Source organism: Microbacterium sp. bgisy207 (genome assembly GCF_965345035.1).
GTDB lineage: Bacteria > Actinomycetota > Actinomycetes > Actinomycetales > Microbacteriaceae > Microbacterium.
This window is the reverse complement of the sequence record NZ_CBDRMG010000005.1, coordinates 125,337-139,450: the sequence shown is the minus strand read 5'-3', so window position 1 is coordinate 139,450 and position 14,114 is coordinate 125,337. Positions and strand designations below refer to the sequence as shown.

Annotated in this window: 14 protein-coding genes; 2 read left to right on the top strand and 12 right to left on the bottom strand. The window is 67.1% G+C overall.

Annotated features, from left to right (window positions below; translation table 11 throughout):
- Window positions 1-48 precede the first annotated feature (48 nt).
- The 5 genes from ACSGC5_RS06330 to dnaE all read right to left on the bottom strand — a co-directional run bounded on the left by ACSGC5_RS06330 (window position 49) and on the right by dnaE (window position 7,572).
- On the bottom strand, window positions 49-1,029 hold the full coding sequence (locus ACSGC5_RS06330) for a TauD/TfdA family dioxygenase (RefSeq protein WP_434969773.1): 981 nt from the start codon (window positions 1,027-1,029) through the stop codon (window positions 49-51).
- Between the two features lie 154 nt (window positions 1,030-1,183).
- Window positions 1,184-2,212: a quinone-dependent dihydroorotate dehydrogenase gene (locus ACSGC5_RS06325; protein ID WP_434969772.1), complete on the bottom strand. Its 1,029-nt coding sequence runs from the start codon at window positions 2,210-2,212 to the stop codon at window positions 1,184-1,186.
- Between the two features lie 2 nt (window positions 2,213-2,214).
- Window positions 2,215-2,688, bottom strand: a complete 474-nt coding sequence (gene nrdR / locus ACSGC5_RS06320) for a transcriptional regulator NrdR (RefSeq protein ID WP_434969770.1) — start codon at window positions 2,686-2,688, stop codon at window positions 2,215-2,217.
- 12 nt (window positions 2,689-2,700) lie between these two features.
- On the bottom strand, window positions 2,701-4,002 hold the full coding sequence (hisD, locus tag ACSGC5_RS06315) for a histidinol dehydrogenase (RefSeq protein ID WP_434969768.1): 1,302 nt from the start codon (window positions 4,000-4,002) through the stop codon (window positions 2,701-2,703).
- 51 nt (window positions 4,003-4,053) lie between these two features.
- Window positions 4,054-7,572, bottom strand: coding sequence for a DNA polymerase III subunit alpha (gene dnaE / locus ACSGC5_RS06310; RefSeq protein ID WP_434969766.1), 3,519 nt, complete (start codon window positions 7,570-7,572; stop codon window positions 4,054-4,056).
- Window positions 7,573-7,662: 90 nt separating this feature from the next.
- Between dnaE and ACSGC5_RS06305 the strand changes: the two genes are divergently transcribed.
- Both ACSGC5_RS06305 and ACSGC5_RS06300 read left to right on the top strand, forming a co-directional pair.
- Window positions 7,663-8,142: an NUDIX hydrolase gene (locus ACSGC5_RS06305; RefSeq protein ID WP_434969764.1), complete on the top strand. Its 480-nt coding sequence runs from the start codon at window positions 7,663-7,665 to the stop codon at window positions 8,140-8,142.
- A gap of 72 nt (window positions 8,143-8,214) precedes the next feature.
- The gene (locus tag ACSGC5_RS06300; protein WP_434969763.1) at window positions 8,215-8,808 is read left to right on the top strand and encodes a vitamin K epoxide reductase family protein; all 594 of its coding nucleotides are present in this window, start codon (window positions 8,215-8,217) and stop codon (window positions 8,806-8,808) included.
- Window positions 8,809-8,842: 34 nt separating this feature from the next.
- On the opposite strand, the gene ACSGC5_RS06295 is transcribed toward ACSGC5_RS06300, so the two are convergent.
- The 7 genes from ACSGC5_RS06295 to ftsZ form a co-directional block, all read right to left on the bottom strand.
- Complete coding sequence (locus ACSGC5_RS06295) at window positions 8,843-9,772, bottom strand: RluA family pseudouridine synthase (RefSeq protein WP_434969762.1); 930 nt, start codon at window positions 9,770-9,772, stop codon at window positions 8,843-8,845.
- Window positions 9,773-9,841: 69 nt separating this feature from the next.
- A complete protein-coding gene (lspA, locus tag ACSGC5_RS06290) occupies window positions 9,842-10,603 on the bottom strand; it encodes a signal peptidase II (RefSeq protein WP_434969761.1) in 762 nt (253 codons plus the stop codon).
- An 8-nt stretch (window positions 10,604-10,611) separates the two neighbouring features.
- Window positions 10,612-11,196, bottom strand: coding sequence for a DivIVA domain-containing protein (locus ACSGC5_RS06285; protein WP_434969760.1), 585 nt, complete (start codon window positions 11,194-11,196; stop codon window positions 10,612-10,614).
- A gap of 97 nt (window positions 11,197-11,293) precedes the next feature.
- Window positions 11,294-11,593 (bottom strand): YggT family protein, encoded by a 300-nt coding sequence (locus tag ACSGC5_RS06280; RefSeq protein ID WP_434969759.1) that lies wholly within the window; start codon window positions 11,591-11,593, stop codon window positions 11,294-11,296.
- Between the two features lie 3 nt (window positions 11,594-11,596).
- Window positions 11,597-12,061 carry a cell division protein SepF gene (locus ACSGC5_RS06275; protein WP_434969758.1) on the bottom strand — a complete coding sequence of 155 codons (465 nt, stop codon included), beginning with the start codon at window positions 12,059-12,061 and terminating at the stop codon, window positions 11,597-11,599.
- 31 nt (window positions 12,062-12,092) lie between these two features.
- Window positions 12,093-12,782, bottom strand: coding sequence for a YggS family pyridoxal phosphate-dependent enzyme (locus ACSGC5_RS06270; protein WP_434969757.1), 690 nt, complete (start codon window positions 12,780-12,782; stop codon window positions 12,093-12,095).
- 43 nt (window positions 12,783-12,825) lie between these two features.
- The gene (ftsZ, locus tag ACSGC5_RS06265) at window positions 12,826-13,956 is read right to left on the bottom strand and encodes a cell division protein FtsZ (protein ID WP_434969756.1); all 1,131 of its coding nucleotides are present in this window, start codon (window positions 13,954-13,956) and stop codon (window positions 12,826-12,828) included.
- Between the last annotated feature and the right edge of the window lie 158 nt (window positions 13,957-14,114).

Genomic DNA, 14,114 nt, shown 5'->3' with positions numbered 1-14,114 from the left:
ACGCCGGCCGGTACCCGAAGGCACCGGCCGGCGTGCGATCGGCGGATGTCAGGCGTCGACCAGTTCGTTCTCGACCACGCGGTAGTGGCGCGTGCGACGATCAGCGGAACGCCCGAGGTCATCGGTGATGATCACGCGCTGCAGCCAGCGGTCGGTGCCGTCGTAGCGAGGCTCGAACGGCGTGCGTGCGTGCATCACGCGGCGGTTGTCGAACAGGAGGATGTCGCCCGCACCCAGCGTGACGTAGATGCCTTCCTTGTCGGCACCGTCGTGGAACGCCTTCAGCGCGGCAGCCGCCTCGTCATCGCCGGCCACAGCCGCAGCGCAGTCCATGTCGATACGGACGAATCGCTTGCCGTCCTCGCCGTACAGCGCCGCGCCCTGGACACCGTCCTCGGGCCGACCGGTTCCCCCGGATGCCTTGTCGATGCCGTGCATGAAGCGCGGCTGACGCAGCACCGCTTCGTCCTCGGCCGAGAGTTCGATGCGATCGACCGGAGCGAGTGCGGTCTGCACGCGCTCGTCGCCCCTCACGCAGAACAGGCCGACGAACTGCGGGTGGGCGTCGTCGAAGGCGTCCTCCGAGTGCCAGTCGAGCAGGCTTCGGCTGCCGGTTCCGACGGCGTCGTACTCGTGCCCCGGGATCGGCGTGACGTTCTGGATGAGTGCGCCGCGGTGCTGGCGCGCGAAGGAGAAGATCTCACCGGCCACCGAGGCAAAGGCCACAAGCGCCGCCTCCGTCACGGGATCGCGGTCCTTGTTCTCGAAAGCGACGGGGTCACGCGGGCTCTCCCCCATGTCGGCCTGGTCGACCGTGAGGCCGTGGAAGAGCACTCCCCCGTCCGGAACGTCGGCGCGAGCGAACTGGCGGATGATCTCGACAGTCTCGGGGTCGGCGGCCTCGAACGCCGCCTTCGCATCGGCGAGGAGCTCTTCGAAGGCCGCATCGTCGGAGTAGATGCCGCGTCTGCCGCGGGCGACCTCCACGAAGATCGCAGCGACGTCGGGCGTGATGTGACGTTCGATCACAGGGGTTCCTTCCCACGGTGGGGTAACCGCACTGAAGCGCTCGAAGACACGAGTGCCGGTGTTGTGCTGTCGGGAGTATATCGGAGGAGCATCGCCCTCATGGGGGAGAAGTTAGGGTTTCCTAAGTCCGCGCGCACGGGTGCATCCGTCGTGCTCACTCGCGCGCGAGACCGCGAGAGATCTGCCGGGCCCACAGCGGTCCGCGGTAGAGGAATCCGGTGTATCCCTGCACGAGCGTCGCGCCGGCATGCAGCCTCTCGCGCACATCATCGGCGCTCTCGACGCCGCCCGCCGAGATGACGCAGAAGTCGTCGGGAACGAGCGATCGCACGAGTCGGAGAACCTCCAGCGCGCGCGGCGCGAGTGGCTTTCCCGACAGCCCGCCGGCACCGGCCGCGGCGATGACGGCGGGGTCGGTCACGAGCCCGAGTCCGTCACGGGCGATCGTCGTGTTCGTGGCGACGATGCCCTGCAGGCCGAGTTCGAGCGCCAGCGCGGTGACATCGCGGATGTCGTCGTCCGAGAGGTCGGGGGCGATCTTCACCAGCAGCGGGGTATCCTCCGCCGCCTCCTGAACCGCACCCAGCAGCGGTCGGAGCGATTCCGTGGCCTGGAGGCTCCGCAACCCCGGGGTGTTCGGTGAAGAGACGTTGACGACGAGGTAATCCGCGACCGGCGCGAGCAGCCGCGCACTCGTGACGTAGTCGACGACGGCGTTCTCGACATCCACGATGCGGCTCTTGCCGATGTTGACGCCCAGGACTGTGCGGTGCCGCCGGCGGCGAGCTTTCTCCAGCCGCCCCGCGGCCGCGTACGAGCCGTGGTTGTTGAAGCCCATGCGGTTGATGACTGCCCGATCCGGGATCAGGCGGAACAGGCGCGGCGTGGGGTTGCCCGTCTGCGGGATGGCGGTGAGCGTCCCGACCTCCACATGACCGAAGCCCAGCGCGTGGAGGCCGTTCACCCCCACCGCATCCTTGTCGAAGCCTGCGGCGACCCCGAACGGACTGTCGAAGGTCAGACCCAGTGCCTGGACCCGCAGGGAAGGGTCAGGACGGGTGAAGGCCCGCGCAAGCCACGACAGCGGGGGAACACCGAGGACTCGGATGACGAGCATCGCCGCATGGTGCGCTGTCTCCGGGTCCATCTTCGAGAGGAACGTGCGAAACAGCCACGGGTACATGCTTACTCCTCGAGATCGGATGCCGGGCGATGGTGATCCGCGCGCAACTGTGCGATCGCCGATTCAAAATCCTCGAGGGTTTCGAACGCCTGGTACACGCTGGCGAACCGGAGATAAGCGATCTCGTCCAGTTCTCGCAACGGACCGAGAATCGCCAGACCGATCTCATTGGTGTCGACCTGCGATGACCCCGTCTGGCGAACGGCCTCCTCGACCGTCTGGGCCAGAACCGCCAAGTCGCCCTCCGTCACGGGGCGACCCTGGCATGCCTTGCGCACGCCGGACATGACCTTTTCGCGGCTGAACGGCTCGATGACGCCGGATCGCTTGATGACGTTCAGGCTCGCGGTCTCGATCGTGGAGAATCGGCCACCGCACTCGGGGCATTGCCGACGACGACGGATGCTCAGCCCGTCGTCACTGGTCCGAGAATCGATGACGCGCGAATCGGGGTGGCGGCAGAAGGGGCAGTGCATGGCAGCCCCAGACTACGCGGTGAACCGCGCGCGGACCGCCTCCCCGTGCGCGGGGAGGACCTCCGCGTCGGCGAGAGCGACGATCGCATCGGCGACCTCGGCCAACGCCGCCTGGTCGTACTCGATGATCTGCTGCGGGCGGAGGAACGTCGAGGCCGACAGCCCCGCGGCGTAGCGCGCCTGTCCGCCGGTGGGGAGCACGTGATTGCTTCCCGCCAGGTAGTCGCCGAGGCTGACGGGCGAGTGCGCGCCGACGAAGACAGCCCCAGCGTGGACGAATCGATCCGTCATCGGGTCCGCGAGGTGAAGCTCCAGGTGTTCCGGAGCGTAGGCGTTGGAGAACTCGACCGCGTCGTCGAGGTCATCGACCAGCACGATTGCCGACTGCGGGCCGGCGAGCGCCACCGCGATGCGCTCGGCGTGGAGTGTCGTTGCGGCCCGCGCGGCGACCTCGATCTGCACCGCATCCGCCAGCGACGGCGATGTCGTGACCAGAACCGCCGATGCCTGCTCGTCGTGCTCGGCCTGGCTGATGAGATCGGCGGCGACGAGCCGCGCATCGGCGGTGTCATCGGCGACGATGAGGATCTCCGTGGCCCCGGCCTCGGAATCCGTGCCGACGCGTCCGGCGACAACGCGCTTGGCCGCCGCCACGAAATTGTTGCCGGGTCCGGTCACGACGTCCACCGCATCGAGTCCCAGACTCGGTACCCCGAATGCGAAAGCGCCGATCGCACCTGCTCCGCCCATCGCGTAGACCTCGGTCACGCCCAGCAGCCGCGCGGCCGCGAGGATCACCGGGTGCACCCTGCCGCCCTCGGATCGCTGCGGCGGAGAGGCGAGGGCGATCTGCTGGACGCCGGCCGCTTGGGCGGGCACGACGTTCATGACGACGCTCGAGGGGTAGACGGCCTTGCCGCCCGGGACGTAGACCCCGACGCGCCGGACCGGCTGCCACCGTTGGTGGATGAGGGCGCCGGGTCCCACCTTCGTCGTCGCCGGCGGGGGGACCTGAACCGCGGACGCCACCCGCACGCGGTCGATGGCGCGCTCGAGAGCCTCCCGGACGGAGGAATCGAGCCGCTCGAGGGCTTCGTCGAGGTGCTCGAGCGGCACCCGGATGTCGTGGCCGGTCACCCCGTCGAATTGCTCAGCCTGGGCGCGCAACGCGGTCTCGCCGTTCGTCGCGACGTCCTCGACGAGGCGCGCGGCGGTCTCGAGCGCCTCGGAACGGGCCGCCGTCGCACGAGGAACGGCGGCGAGCAGGTCGGCGGGCGAGAGGGCGCGCCCACGCAGGTCAAGGGTGCGAAGCATCCATCTACGGTATCGCGCCCACGACATGCTCACGCTCGAGCGAGCCAGTGATCATCCGAGGCATTGCGGCCCGAGCAGACCCTTCAGTTCCCCGTACAGATCGGCCGTGACCGTCACCGGATGCGGCACCTCGAACACCTTCGCCACGCCGCCCTTGTGCAGCCGCAGCGTCACCTCGGTGTCGCCGCGATGACGGAGCAGGCAATCGGCGAGGTCTCCGATCACGGACTCGGTGGCGCGCTGCTCGGGGATGACGAGAACCAGCGGGCCGGATGCGTCGACCGAACCGAGATCGGGCGCGAACGCCGCCTGCGCGTGCAGGTTCATGCCGTCGTCTCTGCGGGAAACGCGACCTCTCACGACGAGGATCGAGTCCGCCTGCAGCATCGACTGGAACTCGGTGTAGGTCTTCCCCATGAACATGACCGTGATCTCACCGTCGAAGTCCTCGACCGTGATCATGCCGTACGGATTGCCGCTGGACTTGGCGACGCGGTGCTGGACGCTCGTCACCAGTCCCGCGATCGTCACCTGATCCCCGTCGGCCAGATCCTCCGAGCCGAGCAGATCGTGGATGGTGATCGACGCATGCTTTGCCAGCGGGACCTCGAGTCCCGCGAGCGGATGGTCCGACACATAAAGACCGAGCATCTCGCGTTCGAACGCGAGCTTGTCCTTCTTGGTCCACTCGGGCCGCTCGGGCACCTTGCTGACCTGCTGGGGCTCGTCCTCGCCCCACAGCGAGTCGAAATCGAACCCGACCTCGCCGTTGGCCTCGCGACGCTTGTCGAGCACGGCCTGCTCGGTGGCATCCTCGTGGATTTCCATGAGGGCTCGGCGAGTGGCTCCGAGCGAATCGAACGCGCCGGCCTTGATGAGCGATTCCACCGTCCGCTTGTTCGCGACCGAGACGGGGACCCGGGCCAGGAAGTCGTGGAACGAGGCGAACGGGGCGTCCGTCCGGGCCTGGACGATCGCCTCCACCACGTTCGCCCCGACGTTGCGGACGGCTCCCAGGCCGAAGCGGATGTCATCCCCGACGGCGGCGAAGTAGCGGATCGACTCGTTGACATCCGGCGGCAGCACCCGGATGCCCATGCGGCGGCACTCATTGAGATAGACGGCCATCTTGTCTTTCGAGTCGCCGACGCTCGTGAGGAGGGCAGCCATGTACTCAGCCGGATAGTGGGCCTTCAGGTACGCCGTCCAGTACGACACGAGCCCGTAGGCGGCCGTGTGGGCTTTGTTGAAGGCGTAGTCGGCGAACGACTCGAGCACCTTCCACAGGGTCTGCTGCGCGGCATCCGAGAATCCACGCTCCGCCATTCCGCCGAAGAAGATCTCTTGTTGTTTGTCGAGCTCCGACTTCTTCTTCTTGCCCATCGCACGCCGCAGCAGGTCGGCTTGACCGAGCGTGTAGCCGGCCACGCGCTGTGCGACCGCCATCACCTGCTCCTGATAGACGATGAGGCCGTAGGTGGTGTCGAGGATGTCAGCGAGAGGTTCCTCGAGCTCCGGGTGGATCGGCTCGATCTCCTGCTGCCCGTTCTTTCGCAGGGCGTAGTTGATGTGGGAGTTCACCCCCATCGGCCCGGGACGGTACAGGGCGAGCACCGCGGAGATGTCCTCGAAGTTGTCGGGCTTCATCAACCGGAGGAGGGACCGCATGGGCCCGCCGTCGAGCTGGAACACGCCCAGCGTGTCCCCTCGAGCGAGCAGCTCGTAGGAGGCGCGATCGTCGAGCGCGAGATCCTCGAGGATGAGCGGCTCGCCTCGGTTGGCTTCGATGTTGTCGAGCGCATCGTTGATGATCGTGAGGTTGCGAAGCCCCAGGAAGTCCATCTTGATGAGGCCGAGGGACTCGCACGACGGGTAGTCGAACTGCGTGACGATCTGGCCGTCCTGTTCGCGACGCATGATCGGGATGATGTCGATCAGCGGCTCACTCGACATGATCACGCCCGCGGCGTGCACGCCCCACTGACGCTTGAGGTTCTCGAGACCGACAGCGGTGTCGAACACCGTCTTGGCTTCGCTGTCGGTCTCGATGAGCGTGCGGAACTCCCCTGCCTCTTTGTAGCGGGGGTGGTCTTTGTTGAACATGTCCGTCAGCGGAACGTCCTTGCCCATGACGGCGGGCGGCATCGCCTTGGTGAGGCGCTCCCCCATGCTGAAGGGGAATCCCAGAACACGACCGGCATCCTTGAGCGCCTGCTTGGCCTTGATCGTGCCGTAGGTGACGATCTGCGCGACACGGTCGTCGCCGTACTTCTCGGTGACGTACTGGATGACCTCGCCGCGACGTCGATCGTCGAAGTCGACATCGAAGTCGGGCATCGACACGCGGTCGGGGTTGAGGAACCGCTCGAAGATGAGCCCGTGCTGGAGCGGGTCGAGGTCGGTGATCCGCATGGCGTAGGCAGCCATCGACCCGGCACCGGACCCGCGGCCGGGTCCGACACGGATGCCGTTGCGCTTGGCCCAGTTGATGAAGTCGGCGACCACGAGGAAGTAGCCCGGGAAGCCCATCTGGACGATGACGCCGACTTCGTACTCGGCCTGCTTCCGGACCTCATCGGGGATGCCGGCTGGGTAGCGCTCGTGCAGACCGGCCTCGACTTCTTTGACGAACCAGCTCTCCTCTGTTTCACCGTCGGGAACCGGGAACCGCGGCATGTAGTTCGCGCTGGTGTTGAACTCGACCTCGCAGCGCTCCGCGATCAGCAGCGTGTTGTCGCACGCCTCGGGGTGCTGCCGGAAGATCTGGCGCATCTCGGCGGGCGTGCGGATGTAGTAGCCATCGCCGTCGAACTTGAAGCGCTTGGGGTCGTCGAGGGTGGAGCCGGACTGAACGCACAGCAGGGCGGCATGGCTGTTCGCGTCGTGCTGGTGCGTGTAGTGCGAGTCGTTGGTTGCCAGCAGCGGGATGTCGAGGTCTTTCGCGATGCGCAGCAGGTCGGTCATGACACGGCGCTCGATGTCGAGGCCGTGGTCCATGATCTCGGCGAAGTAGTTCTCCTTGCCGAAGATGTCTTGGAACTCCGCCGCCGCGGCGCGCGCGGCGTCGTACTGACCAAGACGCAAGCGGGTTTGGACCTCGCCGGACGGGCATCCGGTCGTCGCGATCAGACCCTTCGAGTAGGTCTCCAGGAGTTCGCGGTCCATGCGCGGCTTGAAGTAGTAGCCCTCCATCGAGGCCAACGAGGACAGCCGGAAGAGGTTGTGCATGCCCTCGGTCGTCTCGGACAGCAGCGTCATGTGCGTATAGGCACCCGATCCCGAGACGTCGTCGTCGCTCTGCTCGGGCGATCCCCATCGAACACGCGACTTCTCCGAACGGTGGGTACCTGGGGTCACGTACGCTTCGATCCCGATGATCGGCTTGATGCCGGCATCCTTCGCCGCCTTGTAGAACTCGAACGCCGCGAAGGTGTTGCCGTGGTCGGTGACGGCGATCGCCGGAGATCCTTGCGCTGCCGCTTCCTGCACCATGGCCCCGATGCGCGCCGCCCCATCGAGCATCGAATACTCGCTGTGCACGTGCAGGTGGACGAAGGAGTCGGACGCCATGCCGAGAGTCTACGTTCGGCATCCGACACGCTCATCCCGGCCCGCCGCGGGTCGGGATGCCGAGTCGACGTGGGCGGATACGGTGGGTGCGTGCCCACCCCGGACTTCATTCTCGAGCTGCGCCGATTCGTCGGCACCCGACCGCTTCCGCTCGTCGGCGTGACCGCCGTCATCATCCGAGGGGGCGACGTGCTGCTGGGGCGACGCAGCGACAACGGTGCCCTCACGCCGATCACCGGCATCGTCGATCCGGGCGAGGAACCGGCCGATGCCGCGGTCCGTGAGGCCGCCGAAGAGGCCGGTGTCGTCATCCGGGCCGACCGACTGGCCTGGGTGCATCAGATCCCCCGGATCACGTACGCCAACGGCGACCAGAGCGACTACCTTGATCTCACCTTCCGGTGCAGCTGGATCTCGGGCGAGCCGTTCCCCGTCGACGGTGAGATGACCGAGGTCGGCTGGTATCCCCACGACCGCCTCGACGAGGTCGGCGACCAGATGCGCGCACGTATCGCCGCTGCCCTTCCCCCGCACGGAGAGGCCCGGTTCCTGACCGGCGGGACGGCCTGACGGCAGCCGTCCGCACGATTTGTTCCGGTCCTCGGGAACCCTGGGCGCGAGAAGACTCCGGACAATTGCTGCGTGGCCCTGCATCGACCCACCGCTGCCCTCGCCGTGCTCTGGATCGTCAGCGGCGTGCTCGGCGGCACCGTCGCGTTCCTGCTGTACCTCGAGTACATCGGGCAGCTGACCGGCAGCGACCCGATCGTCTCGTGCCAGTGGGGCGTTCTGGTCACCTGCGGACCGAATCTGCTCTCGCCCGGGGGGAACATCCTCGGCTTCAGCAACTCGATCGCCGGGATGGTGCTGTTCGCGGGTCCCGTCTACGCCGGCGTCAGCGCTCTGGCCTCACCCGCAGGTCTCCGTCGCTGGTACTGGCGGACCTTCGGGATCTTCGTCGCCGGAGCCTTCGTCCTCGTGCACTACTTCGCGATCCAGAGCATCTTCGTCTACCGGTCGCTGTGCCCGTGGTGCATGATCATCTGGCTCGTCACGATCCCGCTGTTCTGGTACACGACCGGCTGGATGCTTCGCGAAGGCGTCTGGACCGAAGCGGTACCCGTCCGACGCGCGGGCCGAGCCCTCTCCACCTGGGCGCCGCTGGTGACCGTTCTGGACTACGCCCTCATCGCGGTGACGGCGCAGCTGAGGTTGGATCTGCTGGCAAGCTTCTGAGCCGCATCGCCGCGGTGCGGTGGCGATGGCGGCCTCACGCGGATTCCCCACCCCGCACGATCTCCAGCGCCCGAGCAAGATCGGGCGCGTACGAGGACTCGAACGACACCCACTCGCCTGAACCGGGATGCGTGAAGGCGAGCGTGCGCGCGTGAAGCCACTGGCGTGTCAGGCCGAGGCGTTCCGACACCGTCGGATCGGCGCCGTAGAGGGGGTCGCCCACGCACGGATGCCGGTGTGCGGCCATGTGCACCCGGATCTGGTGGGTGCGACCCGTCTCCAGATGGATCTCCAGGAGCGAGGCACCCCGGAACGCCTCGATCGTCTCGTAGTGGGTGATCGACGGCTTCCCGTCCGGGGTCACGGCGAATTTCCAGGAGTGCGACGGATGCCGTCCGATAGGCGCGTCGATCGTTCCGGCGAGGGGATCCGGGTGCCCCTGGACGAGCGCGTGGTAGATCTTCTCGACGGTGCGGTCTTTGAATGCCGCCTTGAGGACCCCGTAGGCGCGCTCGGACTTGGCGACGACCATGAGGCCGGTCGTTCCGACATCCAGGCGGTGGACGACACCCTGCCGTTCGGGAGCACCGCTGGTCGCGATGCGAAACCCCGCCGCCGCAAGGGCACCGAGCACGGTCGGCCCCTCCCACCCCACGGAGGGGTGAGCGGCGACGCCGGCGGGTTTGTCGACGACCACGATGTCATCGTCGTCATGCACGATCCCGAGGTCTGGCACCGCGACCGGGACGATCTCGGGTTCGCGCCTGTCTGTCCACACGATCTCGAGGATGCTGCCCGCTGTCAGCCGATCGGACTTGCTGAGCGGGCGACCGGCCTCGCTGACCCCGCCGGCTTCGGCCACTTCGGCGGCGAAGGTGCGCGAGAACCCGAGCATCTTGGCGACACCGGCATCCACGCGGGCGCCGTCGAGCCCATCGGGCACGGGAAGCATCCGGGCCGGCATGTCAGCTCTTCTCTCGCCGACGAGGCGCCTGTACCGCTACGGAACGGGTTGGTCTCGACCGGGGGCGACTCACGAGTTGTGGCGGCGCGCTTCTTCGTCCGCGATCCGGTCCGCCTCCCGGGCGACGGCCTCCTGCTCGGCCTCGCTCAGCGGGGGCAGGCCGATCTCGTCACGCGGAACACCGGCGTTCGGGTCGGCGACGGGGAACTCGGAATCGAATCCGCCTGCGACACCGCCGCCAGGCGGAAACTCGTCCCCGGCGGCGCCGAGGATGGTCTCGTCGGCGGATGCCTCGGTCTCACCGTGATGGTGCCGCTTGCCGTCCATCTGTACTCCTACGATCACGAGCAGTGCCACGCCGATCATCATCGTGACGATGAAGATGTCGGCCACGTTGTAGATGGCCGGGCTCATCCAGAACCACATCCAGGGCGTGTTGATGAAGTCTACGACGTGCCCCACAGGGAAACCGGGCTCGCGGAACAGCCGGTCAGTGAGATTGCCCAGCACGCCGCCCAGCAGCAGCCCGAGGACCACAGCCCACAAGCGCGATTGCACCCTCGTGATGGCAAACCAGACGATGACCCCGGCGACGACGGCGAGGGCGATCGTGAAGATCCAGGTGAAGCCTTCGCCGAGCGAGAATGCCGCGCCCGGGTTCTTGACCAGGTAGAACTGCAGGAACTCGCCCCACACCGGAACCGGTTGCTCCAGCGGCAGGTTCGTCAGCGCAAGGTGCTTCGTGAACTGATCGGCGGCCAGCACCACAATCGCGAGGACCGCGATCGTGATGCCGGCCGCCGAGTGGCGCAAGGGAGGCCGGGACGCCAAGAGCGTCCTCAGTTCGTGATGTTCGCGACCGACGCGCTGTCGGTCGAAGAGGAGTCGAGGTCCTTGAGGTGGCCCTCGATGAAGTTGCGAAGCTGCGAGCGGTAGTCACGCTCGAACTCGCGCAGCTCACTGATGCGAGCATCCAGTTCGGCCTTCTTGGCCTCCATGCGGGCGATCTCGTCGCGGCCGCGCGTCTCTGCGTCGGAGATGATCGAGGCGGCCTGGGCCTGTGCCTCGGCGATGAGCTGGTCGTGACGCGCCTGACCTTCTGCGACGTGCTCGTCGTGCAGGCGCTGAGCCAGCTCGAGCAGGCCGGCGCTAGCCACCGTCGGAAGAGGCGTACCTGCGGGCGCAGCCGGGGCCGGTGCGGGCGCGGACTCCTCCGCGGGAGCCTCGGGAGCAGCCGGCGCCGCCGGGGCGCCCGCCTCGAGCTCAGCGATCCGCGCCTTCAGCTCCTCGTTCTCAGCGAGAGTCTTGCGCCACTCGACCACGATCTCGTCGAGGAAGTCGTCGACCTCGTCGGGATCGAACCCTTCCTTGAACCGGACGTGCTGGAACTGCTTGGTGACGACGTCATCCGGAGTCAGTGGCATTTCTTCCCTCTTTCGTTCGCCCGGGCACTGGTCGAGCGTGCGTTGCGACCCGCGTTTGTGGGCGGTTGATAACAGCAAAGCATAGTCGTGGTGGCATTCACGCCGCGAAGGCGCGTGTCACCGACAGCAGAATGAAGCACGAGAGCATCGTGAGCGCGAAGGCGAAGTCGATGGCGATGTTGCCGATACGCAGCGGCGGAATGAACCGACGGAGGAAACGGATCGGAGGATCCGTTGCGGTGTACACACCTTCCGCGACGACGAGCATCGCACCGCGCGGACGCCACTCACGATCGAAGATGGGGATCCACTCGAAGATGAGTCGAGCCAGCAGCACGAGGATGTAGATGAGAAGTGCCGCGTTGAGGATTCCGGCGACGATCTGAATGACGTTCACGTATCAAGTCTGAGGGAAAGGAACCGCCTCTGGATCCGCCTGCGCCACGGCGCCCTCGCCGGAGACCGCGACGTTCTCCGGCGACAGGAGAAACACCTTGCTCGTCACACGCTCGATGCGACCGTAGAGCCCCAGCGACAGCCCGCTCGCGAAGTCGATCAGACGGCGCGCGTCGGCGTCGCTCATCTGTGAGAGGTTGATGATGACCGGCACTCCCTCGCGGAAGCTCTCGGCGATCACCTGAGCGTCGCGGTACTGCTTCGGGTGCACCGTGACGATCTCGTTCAGCGCGCCGACGGCAGGCTGACGCACAACTGCCGGGCGGTGGATCGGGGTCACCGGAGCGGCCTTCTCGACGGACGTCGAGGCGGACTTGCGCGTCGGCGCCGGCGCAGGCGTCTCGTCGTAGACCTCCTCCTCGTCGGCGAGGCCCAGGTAGACCATGGTCTTCTTCAAGGGGTTCGACATCGCATCCTCCGTTTGCTCGTCTGGTCCGAGGTTAACCGCGGACAGGGCGCGGACCCGTGATTGCCGTACCGATGCGCAGGTGTGTCGCGCCGGCCCGGATGGCGGCTTCGAAGTCTCCGGTCATGCCCGCCGAGATCCACGTGGCGTCGGGAACGACCCGCCGCACGGTTTCGGCATGGCCTGCGAGGCGCTCGAACGCCGCGGCCGGTTCTTCGCCCAGCGGCGCGACCGCCATCACTCCCCGCACGCGCAGCCCACGGCATCCGGCTGCGTGTTCCGCGAGGGCCAGGAGCCGCTCCGGGGCGACACCTCCCCGTCCGGGGTCATCGGTGAGGTTCACCTGAATCAGGACATCCCGCGGCTCCTCGTCGGCCGCATCCAGCGCAACGGCGAGCTTCTCCCGATCGAGCGAGTGGATGACGGAGGCCACACGGCGAACCGCGCGAGCCTTGTTCGTCTGCAGCTGCCCGACGAAGTGCCACCGCAGGTCCGGCGTCTGGCCGACCTCGGTGACCTTCTCCAGCACCTCCTGCGCGCGGTTCTCCCCCACATCCCGCACACCGAGCGCGTAGAGCTCGTTGATCAGCGACGCCGGATGGAACTTCGTGACGACGATCCGCGTGATCTCGTCCGGCGATCGACCGGCCTCGCGCGCCGCTGCGGCAATGCGTTGGTCGATCGCGGCCACGCGCTCCGCCAGGGACGCGGACGGCGTGGTCATCGCAGTCGTCCCGCCACGCACACGCGGTCGGCTCTCGAAGACGTCACTTCAGGAAGTCGGGGATGTCGAGATCGTCGTCTCCGAACGCCGAGTCGAACGCGGCATCCGAAATCGAGGGCACAGGGGCGAGCTTCTCGGGACGCTTCGGCTCCTCGTCCGATTGTGCGGGGGCCGGCTCGGCGGGTTCCCGGCGGAGCACGGGCGCAGCGTCAGGTCGCGTCTGAGGTTCGCCACCGTCGAAGCCGGCGGCGATGACGGTCACGCGGACCTCGTCGCCGAGCGTGTCGTCGATGACCGTTCCGAAGATGATGTTCGCCTCGGGGTGCGCAGCCTCCTTGACCAGCTGCGCCGCATCGTTGATCTCGAAGATGCCGAGATTCGACCCGCCCTGGATCGACAGCAGCACCCCATGGGCCCCTTCGATGGATGCCTCCAGCAGCGGCGACTCGACGGCCAGCTCTGCTGCCTTGATCGCCCGGTCCGCGCCTCGCGCCGACCCGATCCCCATGAGCGCGGAGCCCGCGCCCTGCATGACCGACTTCACGTCGGCGAAGTCGAGATTGATCAGGCCCGGCGTCGTGATGAGGTCGGTGATGCCCTGTACACCGGCCAGCAGCACCTGGTCGGCGGTGGCGAACGCCTCGATCATGGAGATTCCGCGATCGCTGATCTCGAGGAGCCGGTCATTGGGGACGACGATGAGAGTGTCGACCTCTTCCTTCAGGCGCGCCACCCCGGACTCCGCCTGGCTCTGACGACGACGACCCTCGAACGAGAAGGGCTTGGTGACGACACCGATCGTCAACGCGCCGATCGACTTGGCGATCTTGGCGACGACCGGAGCCCCACCGGTTCCCGTCCCACCGCCCTCGCCCGCCGTCACGAAGACCATGTCGGCGCCTCGGAGGGCCTCTTCGATCTCTTCGGTGTGGTCCTCTGCCGCGCGCCGGCCCACTTCGGGGTCGGCACCCGCACCCAGGCCTCGCGTGAGCTCGCGCCCTACATCCAGCTTGACGTCGGCGTCGCTCATCAGCAGGGCCTGGGCGTCCGTGTTGACAGCGATGAACTCGACCCCACGCAGGCCGAGCTCGATCATGCGGTTGACGGCGTTGACGCCTCCGCCGCCGACGCCGACCACCTTGATGACTGCAAGGTAGTTCTGGTTCTGGCTCATGCCGACTCCTGTGCTCGTGTCCTGCAACCTTCAACCTCAACTGGAGGTGTAAAGTATTGCTGGGTATGCATTTCCTAGACACGAAGCTAAGCGTCGATGTCGCCGATTCGGCGCGCGTCGGTGGCGTGTCGTCACATCACGCGTCAGCGCACGCGCCT